This is a genomic window from Okeania sp. SIO2C2, assembly GCF_010692625.1.
GTDB classification, from domain to species: domain Bacteria; phylum Cyanobacteriota; class Cyanobacteriia; order Cyanobacteriales; family Microcoleaceae; genus Okeania; species Okeania hirsuta.
In genome coordinates this window covers 205,927-230,601 of record NZ_JAAHGM010000003.1, presented here as the reverse complement: position 1 = coordinate 230,601, position 24,675 = coordinate 205,927, and the positions used below count along the sequence as shown (strand labels likewise).

The 24,675-nt window shown below is 33.5% G+C and carries 16 protein-coding genes; 4 read left to right on the top strand and 12 right to left on the bottom strand.

Annotated features, from left to right (window positions below):
* Positions 1-483 precede the first annotated feature (483 nt).
* From F6K18_RS03155 to F6K18_RS36415, 4 genes are all read right to left on the bottom strand, one after another.
* Entirely contained in the window at positions 484-2,028 is a 1,545-nt protein-coding gene (locus tag F6K18_RS03155) for an ATP-binding protein (RefSeq protein ID WP_287518566.1), read from the bottom strand.
* 1,037 nt (positions 2,029-3,065) lie between these two features.
* Entirely contained in the window at positions 3,066-3,587 is a 522-nt protein-coding gene (locus tag F6K18_RS03150; RefSeq protein WP_124145714.1) for a hypothetical protein, read from the bottom strand.
* Positions 3,588-4,102: 515 nt separating this feature from the next.
* A complete protein-coding gene (locus F6K18_RS03145) occupies positions 4,103-7,243 on the bottom strand; it encodes a DNA polymerase I (protein ID WP_287518563.1) in 3,141 nt (1,046 codons plus the stop codon).
* A 772-nt stretch (positions 7,244-8,015) separates the two neighbouring features.
* Positions 8,016-8,120: a helix-turn-helix domain-containing protein gene (locus F6K18_RS36415; RefSeq protein ID WP_161564595.1), complete on the bottom strand. Its 105-nt coding sequence runs from the start codon at positions 8,118-8,120 to the stop codon at positions 8,016-8,018.
* 406 nt (positions 8,121-8,526) lie between these two features.
* Between F6K18_RS36415 and F6K18_RS03140 the strand changes: the two genes are divergently transcribed.
* On the top strand, positions 8,527-9,675 hold the full coding sequence (locus tag F6K18_RS03140; protein WP_287518561.1) for a J domain-containing protein: 1,149 nt from the start codon (positions 8,527-8,529) through the stop codon (positions 9,673-9,675).
* A gap of 360 nt (positions 9,676-10,035) precedes the next feature.
* Here F6K18_RS03140 and F6K18_RS03135 read toward each other — a convergent pair whose 3' ends face one another.
* Positions 10,036-10,245: an EAL domain-containing protein gene (locus F6K18_RS03135; RefSeq protein WP_353734997.1), complete on the bottom strand. Its 210-nt coding sequence runs from the start codon at positions 10,243-10,245 to the stop codon at positions 10,036-10,038.
* A 453-nt stretch (positions 10,246-10,698) separates the two neighbouring features.
* On the opposite strand from F6K18_RS03135, the gene F6K18_RS03130 reads away from it, so the two are divergent.
* From F6K18_RS03130 to F6K18_RS03120, 3 genes are all read left to right on the top strand, one after another.
* On the top strand, positions 10,699-11,718 hold the full coding sequence (locus F6K18_RS03130) for an aldo/keto reductase (RefSeq protein ID WP_287518559.1): 1,020 nt from the start codon (positions 10,699-10,701) through the stop codon (positions 11,716-11,718).
* A gap of 335 nt (positions 11,719-12,053) precedes the next feature.
* Positions 12,054-12,335, top strand: a complete 282-nt coding sequence (locus F6K18_RS03125; RefSeq protein ID WP_287518557.1) for a DUF2470 domain-containing protein — start codon at positions 12,054-12,056, stop codon at positions 12,333-12,335.
* A 519-nt stretch (positions 12,336-12,854) separates the two neighbouring features.
* Positions 12,855-13,421, top strand: a complete 567-nt coding sequence (locus F6K18_RS03120; protein WP_192901147.1) for a Uma2 family endonuclease — start codon at positions 12,855-12,857, stop codon at positions 13,419-13,421.
* 1,813 nt (positions 13,422-15,234) lie between these two features.
* Here F6K18_RS03120 and F6K18_RS03115 read toward each other — a convergent pair.
* The 7 genes from F6K18_RS03115 to F6K18_RS03085 all read right to left on the bottom strand — a co-directional run bounded on the left by F6K18_RS03115 (position 15,235) and on the right by F6K18_RS03085 (position 24,506).
* Positions 15,235-15,489, bottom strand: a complete 255-nt coding sequence (locus F6K18_RS03115; RefSeq protein WP_287518555.1) for a hypothetical protein — start codon at positions 15,487-15,489, stop codon at positions 15,235-15,237.
* A 55-nt stretch (positions 15,490-15,544) separates the two neighbouring features.
* Positions 15,545-18,037 carry an ATP-dependent DNA helicase RecG gene (recG, locus tag F6K18_RS03110; protein WP_287518554.1) on the bottom strand — a complete coding sequence of 831 codons (2,493 nt, stop codon included), beginning with the start codon at positions 18,035-18,037 and terminating at the stop codon, positions 15,545-15,547.
* A gap of 375 nt (positions 18,038-18,412) precedes the next feature.
* The gene (locus F6K18_RS03105; protein ID WP_287518552.1) at positions 18,413-18,535 is read right to left on the bottom strand and encodes a hypothetical protein; all 123 of its coding nucleotides are present in this window, start codon (positions 18,533-18,535) and stop codon (positions 18,413-18,415) included.
* Between the two features lie 1,331 nt (positions 18,536-19,866).
* Complete coding sequence (locus F6K18_RS03100; RefSeq protein ID WP_287518549.1) at positions 19,867-20,859, bottom strand: hypothetical protein; 993 nt, start codon at positions 20,857-20,859, stop codon at positions 19,867-19,869.
* Between the two features lie 92 nt (positions 20,860-20,951).
* A complete protein-coding gene (tsf, locus tag F6K18_RS03095; RefSeq protein WP_287518547.1) occupies positions 20,952-21,611 on the bottom strand; it encodes a translation elongation factor Ts in 660 nt (219 codons plus the stop codon).
* Between the two features lie 344 nt (positions 21,612-21,955).
* A complete protein-coding gene (gene rpsB, locus F6K18_RS03090) occupies positions 21,956-22,777 on the bottom strand; it encodes a 30S ribosomal protein S2 (RefSeq protein ID WP_124145725.1) in 822 nt (273 codons plus the stop codon).
* Positions 22,778-23,108: 331 nt separating this feature from the next.
* Positions 23,109-24,506 (bottom strand): glycosyltransferase family 39 protein, encoded by a 1,398-nt coding sequence (locus F6K18_RS03085; RefSeq protein WP_287518545.1) that lies wholly within the window; start codon positions 24,504-24,506, stop codon positions 23,109-23,111.
* Positions 24,507-24,675: the final 169 nt, after the last annotated feature.

Sequence of the window (24,675 nt, the reverse complement as noted above, 5' to 3'; positions counted from 1 at the left end):
TTTTATTATAGGGTATTCACCCTTGGGTGTTACTTTAATGAAATTTAACTAATTTTTTTTATCCTAGAGTATTGAAATTTAATACCGTACTCTTTCTGGAAAACAAACAGTGACTTAACAATCTTTTTCTGAGGTACTTTGCTATATCAACCTTTGCTCTCATTATTTTATATATAGTCATTTCAGTTGAGATTGAGAAAGGTATTTCTTGCATTGAAAAACTCGCGTTGCATAGTGACGAATGATTTTAGATTTTTGATGAACAGAATTTTGGATTAATCAATTGCTAGAATGATTGATATTAGGTTTTTTTTAGTCAAAGTCTAAACTAATTTTTGGCAATATCATTCCATAATGTGCAACCCCAAAATTTTAGTAGAAAAAACCGTTTTTTATTATAGGGTATTCAACCTTGAGTATTACTTTGATTAAACTTAACTGTTTGTATTTCATCCTAGAATATTTACCAGAGTCAAATACCAATCAGATCATTACTCTTTCTGGAAACCAAACAGTAAATGTAGAACCTTCCTCTGATTTACTTTTAACGTAAATTCTTGCCCCCATCCTTTCACATAAACGTTGACATATTGCCAACCCTAAACCAGTACCACCATACCGACGAGTTGTAGAAGCATCTGCTTGAGTAAAAGGTTGAAATATATGCTTTAACTGGTCTTCTGTCATACCAATACCAGTATCTATCACCCGAAAAACTATGTAACCATTTGAACTATTAAAGGACTGTAAATTTTGATTTTGATAATTTTTCAACTTCTTATTATTTACTCTTTCCACACTCAGAGTAATCAAACCATCTTCTGTAAATTTAGCTGCATTACCCAATAAATTTATCAGTACTTGTCTCACTTTTGGCATATCCGCATACATTGTACCTAAATTTTCTCCTAAAAGTAATTTGAAGGTATTACGGTTTTTTTCTGTGAGATTTTTCGCTGTACCAACTACATCTTGAACTAACTTTTCAACTTCAATACTTTCTAAATAAAGTGTTACTTGACCTGCTTCAATTTTGGAAATGTCTAAGATATCACTAATCATTTCTAGAAGGTGTTTACCTGCAATCTTAATTCTATCTAGATCCTGCATAAAATCTTGATATCCTGCGTCTTCAGCTTCCTCATAAAGAATTTCACTATATCCAATAATAGCATTTAAAGGTGTACGAAGTTCATGGCTCATAGTAGCTAAAAAAGCACTTTTAGAACGGTTTGCTGCTTCTGCTTTCAGTTTAGCTTCCTGGAGTTGTTCTGTGTATTTTGCCACCTTATCAATTAATTCATTTAGAGATAAGGTTAATTGTCCTATTTCATCTTCTGTAGTGACAGGAAGTTGGAGTTCAAAGTTAGCTTCTTCTGTCACTTGTTGGGCAACTTTGATTATATCTTTGAGGGGAGTTACAATGGATCTGCTGGTATAGATAGCCATCATTACTGCAATAATTATCGATAGCAGTAGGCTACCTATTAATATTTTAATTCCTAATGCTTCTGTTTTTTGATAATCTCTAAATCCTTGTTCTACTCTCTGATTAAATAGTGTAGTTAAATTCTCTGAATCTTGCGATAATTTTTCTAGTTTTATTGCTAATTCACTATTATTAATTTTACTAAGTGATGCTGATGACGAACTCTCTACTTCTATTGTTGTTTTAGGAGGAATCTGTTTAATTTCTTGAACTGAATTTTCCAATTCTTGAAGATATACTGTCAAAGGATTCAGATAACTCTGAATAAATTCTTGAAGCGGAATATAATATTTTTTCTCTATACTTTCATCTCCGGTTTCTGGTATTAATTGAAGTTGTTTAAAAATAGTATTAACCTCATAAATACTTGATAATTCTTGGGATATTTTTGCTTCTAAAACTTTCCGGTCATTAAGGAATTTTGGCCGCTCTTTTTGAATTATGTTGATCTTCAATGCTTTTGTTGTGAGTTTTGTAAGCAAATCTACTTGTTCTTGAGCTTCCTCTATTTGTCCTCTAATTTGATGTTGATTATTCAACTCAAATATCCGCCCTGTAAGTATTCCTAAAGTCGCAATGCTTATTGGTAATATATAGCCAAAACATATTTTTTTTCTGATTCCTATGTTACTAGAAAGATTTTTTGATCCGGTTTTCTCTCGGATCATAGACTTTTTTTTTGATGTAGAAGTTAAAGACATCTCTACTGGTATTCCTTGGCCATAATCATATAGTATATTTTATTTTAATCTAATATTCATAACGGCCTTGTTAGTCAGAATTATTTCATTACTTCCGAGGATTAGTTATGTACAGTGAAGTTTTTCCTAGATACCATAATATATTTTTTTTTGCAATACTACTAATACTTTAATTGATCGGGATTAGTATAAATTCTTTATCCTTAGATTACTACTGAGCATAGGATTAGAATATTGGTAACTACATCTAAAATATTATTTTCTTTTAATTTTATTTTTTCAGCAGTTCCTAAGCGTTAAGTCAATATTATACTAATTCCAGTCGATCAAACAGATTTATAATTTTTCTCTGTTTTCTAATCTGATGAGTAATATCATGTCCGGATAATTAGTGATCAAAAAAACTTTCTCCTCTTTCTTCTTTCTTCTTCTTTCTTCTCTCCTGACTCCTGTAAGTCGCCAATCCGACAGCTCCCCTACCTGAGGACTCCGTTGTTTATTTATAAGTATTCAACCGGACATGATATAACCTATCCAAACCAGATGTAGTATTAATACTAGTTTTTTTGTTTAAATTAGATGATCAATAGAGATTAAGTCCAATCCCCATTCAATAAAAATTTTTTTGACAGTAAAATTTTAGTTAGATTAACTATCCAGGCTTATTTCTCACATATTTCTATACAATTTAACAAATAAAGCTTGTTTCTAATTTTGTTTAACAACTTGTATTTCACTTTGAGAAATGTTATTGCATTTTTCACTGTCTGAGTATTGGTCAAACAAAAAATATTAATTGTTCGTATAACTATATTATTTTTCAAAATTTTTCTGAGAATACTAACTTAACTGAATTACCTGTACTAATTTATTGCTTATTCTTGGCACAACTTAAATAGATATAACTCATCTGGAAGCTCAGAGGCCACATCTAAATCAACACTTTTAGGAACAAATAAAACCATACCAAATTCACATTTTTCAGTTGAACATTTGTCTGGTCGTGCAGTAATCCGATAATTACTGTTTTCCGTGGGAGTAAAAGAGATTACTGGTATTCCATCCTGTTTTTTATCATTCGCTATTTTCTCACCCTTTTGATTTTTAAGGGTTAAATTTAAGTCATTACAATTATCATCACATACCCCTAAAATACTGTAGGAGGTATTAGAAGATAATTTGGCTGTAAAAGGAACTTCTACTCTTTCTTTCACTTTTCCAATTAGTGGCCAGAAAACCAGTTTTTTGCCAGCTCTTTCTTGTTGTTCTACAGTCTCTTTAAGTTTACATATTACTTGTTCTTGTTCAACACTAAGTTCAACACTGGCAGCAGTTGCAACAATTGCACTGCCTAATACCAAACTAACTCCACCTAAAACTAATTTTTTGGTATCCATTAGATTTACTCAAATAAAGATTCTTAGTAAACTACAGTCAGGAGTTTAACATATCTCTTGCACAATAAAAACTTTTTATAGGGAACAGGGAACAGGGAACAGGGAGAAATAATTGATAATTTAGGGAGTAGGGAGTAGGGAGTAGGGAGTAGGGAACAGAGAGAAATAATTGATAATTTAGCGATAATAATTGATTTTATTTTTGATTTTTTTGGAGATATCTATTCCTTTTACAAAGAGTCTCTTAGGTAGCACTTCAATTATTAATTAATTAACACAAACAGGATCGTCTTTTTGATAATTAGCACCCTAGAAGCGTATTAATTATGATTATGTTTATTTCTCTTTACGGACATTGCATGCAACTCCCTACTCCCCTACTAAAAAAAAGGCGTTGCTGAAATGTTAATCTAAAAATCATTATCAATCAGCATCGCCCAAGAAAATTATGTAAAGCCATTGTTTATTTCTCCCCTACTCCCCTACTCCCCTACTCTTCCACTCCCCTACTGGTATTATTTGGTCTCCATCCAATTTTTTCCTGCATGAATATCTACTATGAGTGGTACTTTTAAATCTATGGCATTTTCCATTGTGGATTTAATTACCTGCTCCAATTCTTCCCACTCTAATGATGGAACTTCAAATACTAATTCATCATGGACTTGTAATAATAATTTTGCCTGATAATTTGCCAATATTTCATGGAATTTTATCATGGCAATTTTAATAATATCTGCACTTGAACCTTGAATAGGCGAGTTAGCTGCTGCTCTTAAAAGTTGAGCATCATTTTGACTTAAACGTTTAAATTCATCTAGGTTAATTTCTTTTGCTTCCCTGCCTTTTAAATCTCGGATAGTTTTAGATTCAAATTCAAAATAACGCCGACGACCTAATATTGTTTCTACATAACCTTGAGCGATCGCTTCTTTTTTTAACTTCCCTAAATACTCAAATACTTGAGAATATTTTTGTTTATATCTGTCTAAAAATTGTTTACTTTCTTTGACGCTTATTCCGACAGACCTTGCTAATTTTTGCGCCCCCATGCCATAGATTACGCCAAAGTTTATTGTTTTACCAACACGACGTTCATCTGATGTAATTTCTGCTTTTTCAAATAATAGTTTGGCTGTGACTGTATGTACATCTTGATTATTTTGATAAGCTTCTATTAATACTGGTTCTTGACTCAAGTGAGCTAATATTCTTAATTCAATTTGTGAATAATCTGCGGCGACTAATAACCAATCTTTTTTGGGGATAAATGCCTGACGAATTTGCCGAGAAAATTCTGTACCAATGGGAATATTTTGTAAGTTTGGTTCGGAAGAAGATAAACGTCCTGTATCTGTTTGAGTTTGATTGAAATTTGTATGAACTCTCTGAGTATCTGTACGAACTAATTTTGGTATGGCTTCGACATAGGTAGAAAATAGTTTGTATAAGGTTCGGTGATTTAAGATTTCATCAATGATGGGATGATGTTGACTTTCTTCTTGTAATTTTTCTAAGACAACTACATCTGTAGAGTAACCAGTCTTAATTTTCCGAGATTTTTTCTGATTTTGATTGAGTATATTAAATAGTAGTTCGCTTAATTGAGATGGTGAGTTAAGGTTTAAAAAGTCACTTGTTTCTGCTAGATTGATTTGATTTTCAATTTCTTCTGAGTTTTGTCTTTGCTCTTTTGATAATTTGGTAATATATGCTTTTAGTATGGGGCTAGATATTGCTTTTTTTAATTCTTGTTGATTAGTGAATGAGTCAGCTTCTATATTTTGAATTTCTGTTATGAGATATTCCTGTAAAATTCGACTATCTACAGTGTCAAAAGCTCTTTTTTCAATTACTTCTAAATCTTTTTTCAGTTGGACTGAGAATTTCTTGAGATATTCAATATCAATGCTAATTCCCAGATATTCCATTTCTGCTAAAACAGATTCTAATGGCTGTTCTATATCTACTAATAATTTGAGCAAAGATTTTTCTGAAGGTTTATTTTTATCCGCTTTTTCTAATTCAGCTCTTAATTTTTCTACTAACTGAAATGTTACAAAAACTTGAGTTCCACAATAGTGAGTAACTTTGAGAATATCTAAGTCAGCAATAGTTTGATTTTTAGAGACTACGTCATCATAACTTTTTAAATTTATTCCAGCAGTTCTCAGATGTCTAATATATATTTCTTCCAGACTATGTTTTGCTCCAGGATTTAATACATAACTTGCCAACATTGTGTCAAAAACAACTCCAGCTAATTTAATTCCTTGACAGCGAAAAACTAATCTATCAAATTTGGCATTTTGAAATACTTTCGGATAATCATAACTTTCTAAAATTGGCTTTAAAGCCTCCAATACTTTTCCTTTATCTAGATTTTTTCCTACTTTATGTCCGGTGGGAATATAGGCAATATCTTCTATATTTTTTCCCCAACAACAACCAATACCAACCAACTCTGCATCTCGTGGTTCTAAAGATGTAGTTTCCGTATCCCATGCCACGGGAGTCTCATAATTTTTCTGTTCTTTTAAAATATTTACTAACTGATTTAACTTTTCTGGAGTATCAATAATTTGAGGTTTTATTTCTGATTTTATTGTTATTTGTTGTTGAGCTGCCTTTGTATCTTCTGCACTAAAAAACCAATCATCATTCTCTTCCTCAACCAAAATATTGTCTGATTTTTCTTCTTGTTTATTTTCCGACTCTTCTGCCAAAGCTTCAATTCCCGCCAACCCACTAAACTGTTGTTCTAAATAAGGGATTTGATTTAAGAAATGTTGTAATTCAAACTTTTGCAAAATAGGCTCAATTTCTGAGCGAGAGATTTTTTTGAGCTGCAAATCTTCCATCTCAATATCTATTGGAACATTTACTTCAATTCTTGCCATAAACTGAGAATGTTCTGCCTCAGCTTTTCCCTCTTCAAGTTTTTTCTGATTTGCTCCTTTAATTTTATTCAGAGAACTATAAATTTCTGCTAAAGAACCATATTCATTCAACAACTTAACAGCCGTCTTTTTCCCAATACCCCTAACACCAGAAATATTATCAGAAGCATCTCCACAAAGAGCTTTATAATCAACAACTTGAGTCGGTAAAATACCCAATTTTTCCTTAACTTCTTCAGGACCAAACTCTAGAGGAGTGCTACCTTTACCTGCTGCTAAATGTAAAACACTAATACCTTTTTCCACATCTATTAATTGAAATAAATCTTGGTCGCCCGAAAGAATTTTTACCCGAAAACCAGCAGTACTAGCTTTTTGCGCTAAAGCTCCTAATACATCATCCGCTTCATAACCAGCAGCAGTAATTATAGGTATATTAAAAGCACCTAAAATCTCTTGCAAATTTTCCACATCAACAATTAAATCTTCAGGCGCTTCTGCTCGATCTGCTTTATAGTTTTTGTCAGCTTCGTGGCGAAACGTAGGTTTTCCTAAATCAAAAGCGATCGCTAAATATTCTGGTTTTTGAGTCTCCATAACTTCCAACAAAGACTTCAGAAAACCAAAACAAACACTGGTGGGAATGCCTGTAGAAGTTTTTAAGCCCCCACTACGACTTTTGCCAAAAGCATAGTAGGAACGAAAGGCTAGAGAATGGCCGTCAATCAAAACGGCAGTGGGAAAGTTTGCAGACATTTGATATTGATATTTTGAGATATCTCTTTATTTTAGCGGGTAGTTTATACTAGCTAATAAGATAAATCTAAATTACGTTGTTTTAATGCTTTTATTGTTAAAAATTTATTTCTAGAAGTTTTAACCAATTATTTGACCCCTTATTTTTTTTCTTAAGCCTTCTTTGCAGCAATTGTCGGGGCGAATGCCCATTTGCCCCTACCGCAGTTTACTTAATAAAAACTTAGGAGATTTGATTAACTTTCCAGTTGAAGTAGCTACAAAAATCTGTATATCTGCGTCTATTCCTAACCACTTTTTGCCTACTGGATTCTCTGATACTAACTCTGATGAAGTAAAACTAATCATCAAATAATAACCACTAACTGTTTTGACTATCCTAGCTTGTTTAGCTTGAAAAAAATCTGGATATGGCCTACTTTGTTTAATCTTACATCCAACCTACCTGAGGCAGTTTAACTCTATATATTGCCTAAGCAATTTTTCAGCATTGCTGGAAAAATAAAACTTCTCAGTTTTTTCTTAAACCTTGGATAACTTTTTCCTTGAGATTTCATATCAGAAAAAGCTCGATCTAAAGTCTTTAAAGTTTGTTGTAAAACTTGGGCATTTACTAAATTAAAGTTAGTCTTAGTTTTCTTCGCTATTGTTAAGTTTTTTGCTTGATGATTATAATTAGGATAAGCTGCATCACCAGAAATAATATATTCAGCAACAATTGAACAACTATTAATTGGTGATTTTTTTGAACTTAGCCAGTTTTTCCGCTCTCTTAGTGCGAATTATACACGCTTTTGCAAACATCAAGAATCTGATTAATTTCTACTTCTTGATGTTTAGTCGGTTTAAGCTTGTATTGGTAAGTTAGAGTAATCAAGTATCCGTTTATTTTTTTCTGAATTTAAAGGTGCAATTATAACACAAAGACAAATCTTTCACGTGTGGCAATGAATATATTTTCTGGTTGCAATTCATCTCCCGCTAAATCGAAGATGATAATGGGAGATGAATTGCAACATTTTCAGATAGACTCATAAGAGTAATATGGCATTTTTCTTACTTTAAAGTCAAAATGGAACTAATTGTCTATGAGTTTTGTTTCATGTATCAAATATTGAGTTGGTTACTACATAGAGTAATGATGAATCAAAGAGGAAATGTTTTTCCCACTCTTCTCGGCGGCCTTTTCCCTGTCATATAATACCAACCTCAAAAAATAAGGCTTTCGATAACGTCACACCACTAAATTCCTAATTGTCCTAATTACTGATTATTTTTCTAATGTGGATGAGATAAATCAATACTATAAAATTTTAGAACTTGAGCCTGGTGCCTCTCTAGATCAAGTGAAACAAGCTTACCGAGATTTAGCCTTTGTCTGGCACCCAGACCGCTTTGCCCAAAATACTCGTCTCCAAGCAAGAGCTACTATTCGTCTCAAAGAGATTAATGAAGCTTACGGAAAATTACGGTATTTTTTGAATGATTCTCAACCACAAACTATTCCGAAACGAAAAACTCCCAGTCAAACACAATACTCATCACCTCGTCGTCCACCTTCTCCTCAACCTTCCCCCTCTCCTCAAAGGCCAGAAAATTCTAACGCTAATAATCATTTTCAACAGTTCTCTGTCCACACTCATCAACCACATTCAGCAACTTCCAGTATTCCTTGGGGTAGTTTAATTGCCACTTTCCTATTTTATGCTTTGACTGCCTGGGTATTAGTTATTTACAAAGCTCCTGTCTGGAGTTGGGCCGTGGTTGAGGGCGTGGCATGGATGGGAATGACTGTTTTGGCAATTGAAGGAACGGGTTCTCAAAGATGTTGGGCGATCGCTTTATTGGGTGCTGGAGGGGGAGCAGGTTGGATAGCTGGAAATTCTGTGGGAGGTATAATCACTGCTTTGGCATGGGCCATGGTTGGATGTAGTCTAGGGTTAATTGCTGGCACTGAACCTAAGGCCAGGACAGTTGCTGCTGTGGTGACTATTGATGGAGTAATTGCTTTGGGGGGATTTTTGGCTGGTAATGGGGCTGAAAATGTATTATTGGTGATTGTTGGTTCTATTATTTGGGCTGCTGCTGGATTTATTTTTGGGACAATAGTAGATGCTGTGATTGGTTTGAAGACTGGTACTGGTGTTGGCAGTATGCTTGGGTTTATTGTGGGAGCTTGGGTTGGAGCTTGGTCTGCAGCTTGGAATTCTACTCGGTCTAAACCTGTGGCGATCGCTTTGGCTAGTGCTGGGCCTAATATTATTGTTGGGTTATGGGTAGCTATTGGTATTGTGGCAGGAGTAGTTGCTCAAATGGTTGCGGGAGAAAAGTTGATAGAGTTGTTTAATGGATTTTCTACTTTTTTGATTTTAGCTATTATTTCTGGATTAGGCTTAGGTTTTGGCTGGTGGCTTTCCACAATTATAGTGTGATTTATGACTTCTTCAGCTTTGCTCTTTCCCTTCTACTTTCTGGTGATTTTATACCAAATTGATAAATGTTTGCTACAAATATCTAGGGTATTTCGTAATAATTCAGCAATTCTGAATTCAGCAATTCTGAATGAATAGATTTAATGCCATTTTTAATGTTGTAAATTATCTTTTTCGTCAAATAGACTTTATATGAAACTATGCGCTATGGTGCTGATTATTCGTAACTCTTTTTTCATGCATGGTATTACTCTTTAATAATGAGCTGGTCTCTCATCCTAAAAACCACATATTTCTATGATTTCTTCTTCCTTATTCCTCCTTCCTCCTTCCTTCTTCCTTCTTCTTTCTTCTTTGTCTTTAAATGCTAGGGAATTTTGATAGTTGATTAGTTTTTAATAAATTTTCAAACTTGGATGTGGGTAATGGAGCACTGAAGAAATAGCCTTGAATTTCGTCACAGTCATATTTACGAATAAAGTCTAATTCGGATTGAGTTTCTACTCCTTCAGCAACTACTTGAGTTTCTACTCCTTCAGCAACTACTTTTAAGTTTAAATTATGAGCCATTTGAATAATGGCAATTGTAATTGCTTCTGTCTTGCTATGGTATAAGCTCTTAAGAAGATTATTGGTATTTGGGAGCTTAAATGAATTTGTTCTGCTGCTGTTATCCCATCCATTTTTTCTTGTATACCGCTGTGCGCAGGCAACAGCTCCGGAAGGCAACAGCTCCGGAAGGGGGAATAAAAAACCGATAATATAAGGCTTTTAGCTATTGGACAGTTCTTGTAATTTGTAAATATGCTAGCGCACATTGCTATAACATCACATCCATTAATATTAAATTAGGTCGTTTTTCTACTGCTATTAAAATTGCTTATTCTGCCGAAGAAACAATATCAATAACTGTATAACCCATCAAAGTTCAAAACTGTAAAAAGTCTGTAAAGATTATGACTAATTGTATTATTCTAAAATAACTGGTAAATCCAAAGCTATAACAATAAGTAAAAATAGGCAATGAAACTACCTGAATCAAGCAGATTAAAATTGACTGATAATTTAAATATCTGTCGCATTTTGAACGGAATGTGGCAGGTATCAGGTATTCACGGACGTATAGACCCCAAAACTGCTATCCAAAGTATGTTTGACTATATGGATGCAGGTTTCACTACTTGGGATTTAGCAGACCATTATGGCCCAGCAGAGGACTTTATTGGAGAATTTAGACGACAACTAATAGCTACTAGAGGAAAAGAGGCTTTATCTAACTTACAAGCTTTTACTAAGTGGGTGCCAAGACCAACTAAAATGACTAAAAAGTTAGTTGAGCAAAATATTGATATTTCTCGCAAAAGGATGAATGTGGAAGCTTTAGACTTAGTTCAATTTCACTGGTGGGAATATCAAAATAAAAGTTATTTGGATGCTCTTAATTATATGTCGGAGCTTCAGTCGGAGGGAAAAATTAAGCATTTGGCTTTAACTAATTTTGATACTGAACATTTGAAAATTATTATTGAAAGTGGAATTAAGATAGTCTCTAATCAAGTTCAATTTTCTCTAGTAGATCGTCGTCCTTTGATAGAAATGGTACAGTTTTGCCAAGAGCATAATATTCAGCTTTTGGCTTATGGTACATTATGCGGTGGTTTGCTCTCAGAAAAATATTTAGATTCTTCAGAACCTCATCCAAAAGACCTCAATACTGTTAGTTTGAAAAAGTATAAAAAGATGGTTGATACTTGGGGTGGTTGGAGTTTATTTCAAAAATTATTAAATCTGCTAAAAAAAATTGCTGATCAACACAAAGTTAGTATTTCAAATGTGGCAGTTCGCTATATTTTAGAACAGCCTTCTGTGGCAGGTGCTATTGTCGGAGCAACGCTGAGTATTTCAGAAAATTTGCAAGATAATTCTCGGGTGTTTCATTTCAATTTAGATGTAGAAGATTATCAGCAAATTGATAATTTAAGTAGGGAGTCACGGAATTTGTTTAAAATTATTGGTGACTGTGGTGATGAATATCGAAGATAGGAGTCATGAAACATAAGTCAAAATACATGAGACAGGAGGCAGAAAATTAACTAAGCACTCAGAAGTTAGAATAAAATTATTAGGACTTATGCAGTACAATGTATCTCCGTCATTGCGACCGACAGGGTTTGCGTAGCAGTCCGGAACGGAAAGCAATCTCAAATCCTAATTTTTCGTACCTTATGCATTTTACTTTCATCTGGGAATATGGTTGATCTTAAGATTTTTCTAGATGTTTATAGCTCAATCTATAGTTCTCTTACCTAGTTTTTTAAGATTAAGTTTTTGAGCTTTTTTTATATTTAAAAATAATACTCATAAAAGGATTTGAAAATATGACTAATTCATTTACTTCAGAAATTAGTGCTCGCATTTGTTCCCATATGAATGAAGACCATCAAGATGCGGTACTTTTATATGCTCAAAAATTTGGTAGTTCTGCCAATGCTACAGCAGCAAAGATGCTTTCTATTGATGCTCAAGGTATGAACTTAACTGCTGAAGTTAGTGGGGAAAGTTTACCGATAAGGATTGAATTTGACCATACTTTAAAGGATGCTGAAGATGCTCATCATACTCTTATTGATATGTTGAAACAACCTCGTGTTCAAGAATGAGACTTGAGCGCAAATATAGTAATAATTATCGCTAAAATTGGATTCGCTATTATAGGTATTCGTCTTTTATTTTCTAGTGAATTATACCAATTAAACAAGAGAATACTACAAAAAGGTAGATATCGATCGGATATGCTAAAAAATAGCGACTATAGTTCATTTTAGATAGTTAGGGCTTGCTGATTAAATATCAAAGCATTGACTGATATTGGTTTGCTGCCTTTTTTTGTCTTGAAAAAGTGCAAGCTTTTCGGTCTAAAAAGCTCATGCATGCTAGTATTTTGGGATGATTATGGCAGAAAAATCAAGGGACAATTTTTACTACTACCTCCTCGCTCATCCCCATTTCTCCTGTCTCCTGTCTCCTGTCTCCTGTCTCCTACCCCCACCAACAGACTTTATTCAGCAAACCCTAGTTATTTCTATCGTCTACCCCTTTTTTTCAATATTTACCCCTTATTACTTCTTCCCTCTTCCCTCTTCCTTAAATAGTTAAGCTTAAATTGAGGCAAAATAATTATGTTAACTACTGTTAATTCACCCCAACAAGTTACTCTCGAAGAGTTTTTACAATTGCCAGAAACAAAACCAGCAAGTGAATATTTTAACAATCAAATTTATCAAAAACCAATGCCACAAGGAGAACATAGTAGAATTCAAATTTGTCTATCGTCAGCTATTAATCAAGCAGGTGAACCACAAAAGTTAGTAATGGCATTCCCAGAATTAAGATGTACTTTTAACGGACGTTCCATAGTTCCAGATATTTCAGTTTTTGCATGGCAACGTATTCCCACAAAAGCAAATGGTAGAATTGAAAATAGATTTGAAATAGCACCAGATTGGGTAATAGAAATTCTCTCGCCAGACCAAAGTTCTAATCAATTAATTAATAAAATTCTTTTCTGTCTCAATAATGGTACTCAGTTAGGTTGGTTAATAGATTCTGAAGATGAATCTGTAGTGATTTTTCAACCTAACCAACAACCAGAAATTAGGTATAATTCTGATAATTTACCAGTTCTCAATTTATTAACAGATTGGCAATTATCTATTGCAGATTTATTTAGTTGGTTATACAAGTAGTCGCAAAATAAATTTCCTATCATCTATAAATCTTTAAATTACAGCCTATTTCTCTGTTTTGATTTGTCTGGAGCGATCGCTCAACATCCAGAGAAGGAAAAGTAGGTTGCTCCTAGTTAACTATTTCCAGACTTTTGAGATTCTACTATTGCCTATGGAAAAATAGTAGTAAATAAATTTTTGATTTTGAATTAATAATTAGTTTCTGTTTGTCTGTCTAGAGCGATCACTCAACATCTAGAGAAGGGAAAGTCGGTTGGTCTGAGTTGAGTATTTCCAGACTTTTGAGATTCTACTATTGCGTATAGAAAAATAGTGATGAATAAATTTTTGATTTTGAATTAATAATTAGTTTCTGTTTGTTTTTCTGGAGCGATCGCTCAACATCTGGAGAAGGAAAGGTAGGTTGCTCCTAGTTAAGTATTTCCAGACTTTTGAAGGTCTACTATTGCGTAGTAATAGTGATGAATAAATTTTTGATTTTGAATTGATAATTAGTTCTTGTTTGTTTGTCTGGAGCGATCGCTCAACATCTAAAGAAAGAAAGGTAGGTTGCTCCTAGTTAACTATTTCCATACTTTTGAGACTCTACTATTGCGTATGAAAAAATAGTGATGAATAAATTTTTGATTTTGAATTAATAATTAGTTTCTGTTTGTCTGTCAGGAGCGATCGCTCAACATCTAAAGAAAGAAAGGTAGGTTGCTCCTAGTTAACTATTTCCATACTTTTGAGACTCTACTATTGCGTATAGAAAAATAGTGATGAATAAATTTTTGATTTTGAATTAATAATTAGCTTCTGTTTGTTTGTCAGGAGCGCTGGAGATTCTACTATTGCGTATAGAAAAATAGTAGTAAATAAATTTTTGATTTTAAATTAATCAATTAACTCCTGTTTGTTTGTCAGGAGCGATCGCTCCATATCTAGAGAGGGAAAAGTCAGTTGGTCTCAACTGAGTTTTTCGGTGACTTTTGAGACTCTACTATTGCGTATAGAAAAATAGTGATGAATAAATTTTTGATTTTGAATTAATAATTAGCTTCTGTTTGTTTGTCAGGAGCGCTGGAGATTCTACTATTGCGTATAGAAAAATAGTAGTAAATAAATTTTTGATTTTAAATTAATCAATTAACTCCTGTTTGTTTGTCAGGAGCGATCGCTCCATATCTAGAGAGGGAAAAGTCAGTTGGTCTCAACTGAGTTTTTCGGTGACTTTTGAGACTCTACTATTGCGTATGAAAAAATAGTGATGAATAAATTTTTGATTTTGAATTAATAATTAGTTTCTGTTTGTCTGTCAGGAGTGATCGCTCAACATCTAGAGAAGGAAAGGTAGGAAAGGTAGGGTGTGTTAGCGAAGCGTAACGCACCGAAACCCACCTGAACTCGGAAAACTGACAACTTCTGAAAGATTTTCTACTCATTTAAGTACATAATAATCTTCTCAAATGGCGCGTTACTTCTACTGGACCTTCCCATACTGCTAAAATGGAGCGTTACATTTCATTAACGCACCCTACTGGACTGACACACTCCTGTTTGTTTGTCTAACACAAAATTATGATCTAGATTGAGTTCCTTTGAGATTCAAGTGTGTTAGCGAAGCGTAACGCACCGAAACCCACCTGAACTCGGAAAACTGACAACTTCTGAAAGATTTTGTACTCATTTAAGTACATAATAATCTTCTCAAATGGCGCGTTACTTCTACTGGACCTTCCCATACTGCTAAAATAGAGCGTTACATTTCATTAACGCACCCTACTGGACTGACACACTCCTGTTTGTTTGTCTAACACAAAATTATGATCTAGATTGAGTTCCTTTGAGATTCAAGATAAGCTTGATATAGCTTATCTGGATTCGTTACTGTCAATTCTGTATGGCCACATTTTCCACAAATAGTTGCCTCTAGAGCCTCTCTATGTGACCCTTTAAAAAATATAGCGTCTGGTTTTGTGAATACTTCAACTTCTAAAGGTGTTATGCTGCCATTGTGCCCCCTATCAATTATCCTGACATTGTGCATTAACTTTTCAGAATTACATTTTGGACATCTTTGCATATCTCTATAATACCTCCTGAAAATTCTAGGATTAATCTATTATAAATATTAAAAATCAATTTAAAATCGACCCTCCCATCATTTTCTGATACCGCCATTCCAACTCCCTCCTCAACAGAGGCCAACTATTCAAACTTTCATCCTTCTCCATCACGCGAAAAGCAGCACCCCGCGCCAATTCCAAAACCTCCTGGTCCTCAACCAAACTCGCCAAAGCAAAATCCGGCAACCCAGACTGCTTCGTTCCCAAAACCTGACCGGGCCCGCGCAAACGCATATCCATTTCCGCAATAAAAAATCCATCCTGAGACTGCTCTAAAACCTGCAACCTTTCGACAGCATCAGTAGAACCCGCACCCCTCATCAACAAACAATAAGACTTATGGACGCCACGACCCACTCTTCCCCGCAACTGATGTAACTGAGATAAACCAAACCTTTCTGCATTTTCAATCAACATTACTGTGGCATTCGGCACATCTACCCCCACTTCCACCACAGTTGTAGATACTAAAATCTGAGTTTGATTATCCCGAAATGCACTAATTGCTTGGTCTTTTTCTACACTGGTCATTCTGCCATGAAGTAAACCTATTTGAAATTCTGGGAAAACTTTTTCTGCTAACTTTTGATGTTCTTCGACTGCGGATTTTACATCCAATTTTTCTGACTCTTCAACTAAAGGTAAAACAATATAAACTTGTCTACCTTGAACTATTTCTCTGCGGATTAAATCGTAAGCTTTCTTGCGTTGTCTTCCAGTCAAAGTAGTTGTTTGAATTGGTTGCCTTCCTGGAGGCAATTCGTCTATTTGACTAACATCCAAATCTCCATGTAATGTCAAAGCTAAAGTTCTAGGAATAGGAGTAGCTGTCATTGCCAAAAAGTGTGGAGATTCACCTTTTTGTTGTAATTTTGCTCTTTGTTGAACGCCAAATCTATGTTGTTCATCTATTACTACTAAACCTAATTTGTGAAAAATTACTGCTTCTTGAATTAGAGCATGAGTACCGACTAATACAGGTAATTCTCCAGTCTCAAGTTGAGAGTGAATTTCTCGGCGTTTTGCTACCTTTGTCGAACCAGTTAATAGTTCAACTGGTAAATGTAAGAGATTAAACCAAGCAACTAATTTTTTATAATGTTGTTCTGCTAATACTTCTGTTGGTGCCATTAAAGCTGCTTGATAACCAGCTTGAATTGCTGCTAACATCGCCACAACTGCTACTACAGTTTTTCCTGCTCCTACATCTCCTTGTACTAATCTTTTCATTGATTCAGGTTTTTGTAGGTCATTTAGTATTTCATTAACTACTCTTTTTTGAGCATTAGTTAACGCAAATGGAAGTAATTTATAGAATTGCTCAATTAATTTTCCTGTAGTTGGTAAAGCTATTCCTGTTTCTATTTTTTTTTGCAGTTGCCGACGTTTTAATAATCCTAATTGTAGGTAGAAAAATTCATCAAAAACTAAGCGACGACGTGCTGCTGCTAAACAATCTCGATCTATAGGAAAGTGAATATTTTTAATAGCGTTTTTTAAATCTATTAATTGATATTGATTTAGTAATGCTTCAGGCAATGTATCTGATAATTGTTCTGCTGTTGGTAAAACTGTAAATATTGCTCTTCTAACAACATCTGCTCCTACTCCATCTGTTAAGGGATAAACTGGTACTAAACGACCAACTTTCATTGATTCAATTTTACCCCCTTCACTATCAAGAACTTCTATTTCTGGGTTATCTAAATTTTTTCCATATTTGTTTTCTTTAACTAAACCTGAAGCAGCTACTGTTGCACCGACTGGATAGATTTTTTTCTGCTGCATTTGCCAACCTTTATTACTAAATCTAGGTCCGGCAAAAAAGCGACTTATTTTAATTTGACCTGTAGCATCTGTGAGAGTAAGTTCGAGAATAGTTAATTTCTTATTTTTAGGGCTAGAAAAACAATTGAATCGTTTAACTTTGCCAATTATTGTGACAGTTTCTCCAGGTTCTAAGTCACGAATATTTACTTGACGAGCATAATCTATATGGTCTCTTGGGTAATAATAAAGTAATTCTCTAACTGTATATAATCCTAATATTCCTAGGCGATCGCTGTTTCTTTTGCTAATATCTTTGACTTCTGTTAATGGTTGTTCTACATCAAGTTTATCGCTGTATTTTTGAGAAGTAACGGAGTTGCTTTTTAGTGTTTTTTGACTTTTTTCTTCTGATTTAACTCTCTCTTTTTTTATTGTTTCTTCTGGTTTTACACCTTCAGAAATATATTGCATTTTTTGTAAAAAAAATTTAGTTGTTTCTAGTAATTTTTGTCGCTCTTCTCTGGTCATTTCTGGATAGCTGACAAATTGATTAGATATCTCCTGAAATTGATTTTGATAACCTTTTAATATTATTGGTGACTTGCTCAAACTGATACTTAAAAAGTCATTAAATATATATTGTTTTCCCTGGATATTTTGAAATCCATATTGTACTTCTACTGACAAAGCTTTTTGTAGTCTTTCCCAGTCGATATTTTCTCTTTCATTATTCATGACATATTATTTCTGTAATATTTTCTTAGTCGCTCATTTATATAAATTCACACTTAAATAAATATCAGCATTCAGTTTTTTGACTTCTTTTATTTTGCTTTCTTTGAGGAAATCCATTTATATATTTAATGAATTTATTCATTAAATATATATTGTTTTCCCTGGATATTTTGAAATCCATATTGTACTTCTACTGACAAAGCTTTTTGTAGTCTTTCCCAGTCGATATTTTCTCTTTCGTTATTCATAGCATATTGTTTCTATAATATTTTCTTAGTCGCTCATTTATAGAAATTCACACTTAAATAAATATCAGCATTCAGTTTTTTGACTTCTTTTATTTTGCTTTCTTTGGAGGAAATCCATTTATCTATATTAATTAATAAATTCATTAAATATATATTGTTTTCTCTGGATATTTTGAAATCCATATTGTACTTCTACTGACAAAGCTTTTTGTAGTCTTTCCCAGTCGATATTTTCTCTTTCGTTATTCATAGCATATTGTTTCTGTAATATTTTCTTAGTCGCTCATTTATAGAAATTCACACTTAAATAAATATCAGCATTCAGTTTTTTGACTTCTTTTATTTTGCTTTCTTTGGAGGAAATCCATTTATCTACCTATAATATATACAGCAGATTGCAGATAAATGAGGTACACATAAGAATGGTAAAGTGTTTATCGTGTGAGCATCTTGCCCGCGACTGGTGTACCTTACTAATATGAAATACGCTGTAGAATAATATTTTAATCAGAGTTGACTGTAGATTGAGATAGACAAGTTAATAAATTTCATAATTCTGTGCCATTTCACATAAAATTCGTATAACAACCAATAGACCTCTCCGGAAAAGAGGGAGTAGGGAGTAGAGAGTAGGGGGAAAAGAATTGATGATTTATCTACAATAATTAATTTGGTTTTTTATTATTGGAGATGTCTAATATCTAATACCAAGGGTGATAAATTTTTGCTACAAATAGCTAGAATATTTCTTAGGAGTCAGTCCTCAGGAGTCAGAAGTCAGAATGAATGGCTTCAATACCATTTTTGACCTAGGAAATTCTCTTTTTTCTCCAAGGGACATCTCCTTTAAAGTCTTTTAATCATGCTTATTATTCGTAACATTCTTTTTTCAAAATGGTATAACACCTAATACCTAATTATGTGCCACCTCACATAAAATTAGTTATCTACCAAATTAATGAATAAGCAAGAAAAAATTAAGAAAAAAACTCCTTTTAGGCATGATTTTCCAATTACCTTTTTGTAGAATTAATTCATGATAATTAGCATAAATTCTCTCCTCGAATTACTTTAGTGTGAAAATTTTTAGCCCATATAATCTTAATGTATAGCAGAAATTACTTATCTAGGCGATTAGTTATCTAGAAAAGAAAAATATTGCATTGTCTGAATTTTAAGCTTTTGATATATCAAATACAGTAATAGCGACTACTATATTTACCACAAATTTTATCGAATAACTAAGGTTTAAAGCTTAATGAAATCAAGGATAAAAAAGTTCTTTATAGAACTTCATTCCACTGAAGCGACCAAAAAACCTTCGTCCTTCTACTCCTCTTTACTTCTTCTTTCTTCCGTCCTGACTCCTGACTCCTAAGTAATACGGTTTAAAGCTTAATTAAATCAAGGAAAAAAAAATTCTTTATAGAACTCCTTTCCACTGAAGCGACCAAAAAACTTTCGTTCTTCTACTCCTTTTTACTTCTTTTTTCTTCCCTCCCGACTCCTGACTCCCGACTCCTGACTCCTGACTCCTAAGTAATGAAGATGAATATCATACACGTGCTTCAGCAACACCAATTATTCTTCATACCAACTAGAACGCCATGCTGACTCAGCTTCTATTACAGCTCGTTCGCGTTGTTTTTTACGATATTCTCGTTGCAGTTGATTAAGTCTTCCTAAAAGGTTACGAATTTTATTACGCCAGGCACTAACATTAATATCAGTAAATTCTATTTCAGATAACCTAAGATTTACTGCCATAACTTTAGTAACTCTAGGTTTTTTTCCCTCTTCTGGTTCTTCTGCTTCAATTAATAAATTTAATAAATTAGGTTTTCCACCCAAAGGAGTATCACCTGATTCCATTTTTGTCGCAGCTTCTAAAACTTTTTTCGGTATTTTATTTGGCAGTATTTCTGCATTTTGCAGGATGGAGTTTGCCAGGTCAGAAACCTTTTTGAGGATTTCAGGTATTTGCTTTTCTATATTCTCTTGCCAAGATATTAATGTATCTAAATTCTCTAATTTATCAATAATACTTTCTGGAGAATTTTCTATTTCTTCTGTTTCAATTTTATTCAAATTTTCCTCTATCCGATCTGCCATTTTTTGCTCTTCAAGATCGGATGTTTGAGTTGGAAATAATACAGCAGAATCAAACTCTATATTTGTCTTTTGGTCTTTTAATGGGGGTATTACTTCTTGCTGCTCTCCATCTCCTTCACTCAAAATACTCATCATTAATTCTGGTGCTGAAGTCTCATCTGAATTTTGCTGCTCTTCTGGAATTTGTTCTAATAATTCTTCTAATTCTCTAACTGGAAGTTTTGCTATTTCTCGCAACTCTGACTGCATTTTTTGTCGCTGAGAAAATGATAAATTAAGAAAAGCTTCTGGATATCCTTGAGTACATATATGATAACTAGCAAAAATTAATTGTTGGCGTATCCCTTGACCTAATACTTTGAAATAACCTTCATAAGTACCATAAAATTCTTTGGCAATTTCAGCGATCGCTACTTCTATTTCTTTCAATTTTTCCTCTACTTGCCTTGCTGCTCCCACCATAGTGAATTATTTTCTATCTATCAACAATTAAAAATTAAAAATAAACAGATTATCTCTGCTATTTCTAATTTTTAATCATGATTATTTATCAATTATTCCTTTGCCATTTGTGCTGCTACTTCTTCAGCAAAATTATCCTCTTTTTTCTCAATACCCTCTCCCAAAACAAATCGTGTAAAACGACGTACTTGTACTTTTTCACCTAACTGAGCGCTAGTTTCCTTAACCAACTCTGCCACTGTGATATTTTGGTCTTTAATATAAGGTTGATCCATTAATGATAATTCTTTGACTCGCTTTTCTATTCTTCCCTGAACTATTTTTTCCCTAATATTTTCCGGCTTTTTACTAAGGTCTTCTCTACCCATTTCTATAGATTTTTCACTCTCCACAAATTCCGTAGGAATCTCATCAACTGAAATATATTCTACCTGTGGACAAGCTGCTATTTGCATAGCAATACTTTTCACTAAATGTTTGAATGCTTCATTCCGGGCAACAAAATCTGTCTGACAATTTACTTCTACTAAAACGCCAATTCTGCTACCTGTATGAATATAACTTTCAACCAGTCCTTCTGCTGCTACTTTACCCTCAAGTTTTCCTGCAGAAGCAATACCTTTTTGTCTTAGCCATTCTGTAGCTTTAGTAATATCGCCATTATTTTGCGCGAGAGCTTTTTTGCAGTCCATCATGCCTGCGCCTGTTGCTTTACGCAATTCTTGAACTAACTTTGCAGATATTTCCACCATATTTTTTATTCCTCAATTTAACTTGACTACAATTTTAATATTTAGGAATTAATCCTACTTTAGTGCCTTAATTTAAAGTAGGCTTTTTAGAAATAATTTACACTGTCTATTATCCCTAAAAACCCCACCTCTACTACTCAACAATATTACTAGAATTATAAGCATTCAGCTATCAGCAGTCAGCTATCAGCAATTAGTAATTATTCATTACTTCTAAGGTTTTGTCCAGGGACTCATGGCAGTAACTTTTTATTATTTTTCAATTTTAAAGGTTGCTTTTACGCATACTCAAAATTAATAGCTGATAGCTAATAACTGACGGCTGAATGCTTACCTAGAATTTTTTATTCTTCTTCATTATTTTCTGCTGATGACTCTTCCTGATCATCACTTACATTAAATTCTTCTTCCGCTCCATCATAATCATAATCTTCTTCATATTCTTCATAGCTATCATAATCTTCTTGATCCAGAGTTTCTAGTTGACCATGACGACCTTCATAGATAGCATCAGCCAACTTACCCACTATAAGTTTGATTGAGCGGATAGCATCATCATTAGCTGGAATTGGAATATCAACTTGAGTCGGGTCACAATTCGTATCCAACAAAGAAACTATAGGAATATCCAACTTCTGACATTCTTGAACAGCATTATACTCTCGTCGCTGGTCTACCATGACAACTCCATCTGGCAAGCGACGCATATTTTTAATGCCCCCCAGATATTTTTGTAATTTAGCCATTTCACGACGGAGAACCGAAGCTTCTTTTTTCGGGAGTAAATCTAGTGCCCCATTTGCTTCACGACGCTCTAGGTCTTTGAGTCTTTCTACCCGAGTTTTAATAGTAGTCCAGTTAGTGAGCATCCCACCTAACCAACGTTGGTTAATATAATAAGCTCCACATCTACTGGCCTCTTGAGCGATAATACCAGCAGCTTGACGCTTCGTACCAACAAATAAGAATTTTTTTCCTTGTTCAGAGGCAGTTCTAATATAGTCGTAAGCTTCTTCCATTAATTGAGCTGTTTGAACAAGGTCAATAATATGAACGCCGTTACGCTCTGTAAAAATATACTGGGACATTCTTGGATTCCAGCGACGGGTCTGATGCCCAAAGTGGACTCCTGACTCTAACAATTGAGCCAAACTAACAACTGGCATAATTATAATCTCCTATTCGGGTTTAATCCTCCATCCAGGTGCATTCTCATAGATTCTTAATCTGTAGAACACCCGACTACCCAGATGTGCGATTTTAGACAACTTTTCTAGCTTATCATATAAATTCTTACTAATACTACTAATATACCAATCTGAAAAAACTTAATGGTTGCTTGGCAAATTTGTTGATTGACCAAGATCATACAACCTTCAAAAAAGGGCGTTGCTGAAATGTAATGGTAAGCAACTGAAGGTAAAATTGAAAAACTTATGTTTTGCATTGATACTTAATTTAAAAATCATTACCATTCAGCAATGTCCAAAAAATAGGTTATTTTAAAGACTTTAAAATATAGTGATCGACAGCAGAAATATCATTGCTTTTTGAATAGAATTTGTTTATATATGAGTCAACATCACTAGATGTATATATAAAACCCTTAAATCTACCGATTAAAATTTGTTCAGGGCGATATTTTACAAGTAATTCATATACTTCATCTTGAGTCAGTTGGCCTGTCTTTATGCGCTTAGTAGAGAACACCGCAATTTCCGGAGGAACAAGTAAATCTGCATAAAAACCATAAATTGGAACATCTGTAAATAGCCATTTTGTTGAATTTTTATGCTCTATTAGACGATTTATAACTGCAAATTGTGGTTCATAGTTTTTTTGAAGACTAGGAATATCTTTTGAAACTTTAGGTTTTAATGTTAATAATGCAAATATCATTAAAATCAATGAAATACTTGCCCAAAAATAATTTCCTAATCTAAATTCTCGTTGCTGAAAAAGGTCAAAGAATGGAACAGATGCATAAGCGGCCAACCAAGCCATAGGAATAGCAATGAGACAATAATGATGTGGCCATACTGGTCTATGATTTAAAATAAGCAATGTTCCTGTTCCTAGCCATGCAACTGGAAATATACCTTCCCATCTATGCCTCACAAAAACTACTAATATACCGAAAATAGCTAAAGAAAATAGATAGTAATCTTTATTGATGATGACTTTACTTAGCTTTTCAAAACCATTTTTCATGGTAAATGCAGCTTGAATTTCTTCTCCAAAATGAGTACCAAAAAGCTGTTGATAGCTTAACTCATTAAATAATAATGAAACAATCAAGAAAATAACAACTAAACTTATTATCCAAAGTAGTAAAGGGTACATCAATTTACTTCTTGGCTTCTGATTTGATTCAAAATTAATTTTATTGACATCAAATAGAACAAGTAAAATAATTGGGATTAAAAAAACTGTAAAAAATTTAATTTTTAAAGACAATGCAAAAAGAACACCGGAAATAATCAATAAATATTTTTGTTTACTCTTTTTGTAAATAAATAAAAAGTAGATAGAAATTACCGCTAAAGATAATGAAGGAATTCCGATCATAACAGCACTACTAAATCTGATAAACCCTGATGAAGCAGCCAATGATATTGCTCCAATAAGAGCGGGGAAAATTCCTAAAGAAATACGAATAGTTTCAAAGAAAAACCATATTAGTAATGCTGAAAAAGTTACAGTCAAAAGGCGTGCTGAAAAAACAGATTTTCCAACTATACTAAACCATAATGAAAGCAGGGCTGGGAAAAAGAAAGGCTGATCGCTCCAAATTTCTGTCTGCGGTGAGTAGCCTTGCATATAAAGTGAAGCCCTCATTAATTGAAGTCCTTCATCAAAATTGAGTTGAAATTCCTCCTTTAAGGGAACAATCATAGGAACTATTATAATTGCTAATACTAGATACAGTAGAAACAAAAATATGTAAAATACTTTTTATTTAATCATCATTTTTGAGTTATAAATTTAATTCGTAAACTTAGCTCAAACCCTTATTTAACCTCGCCTTTAATTAAGTTAGAATTCCCCTAAATATAACTGCTAT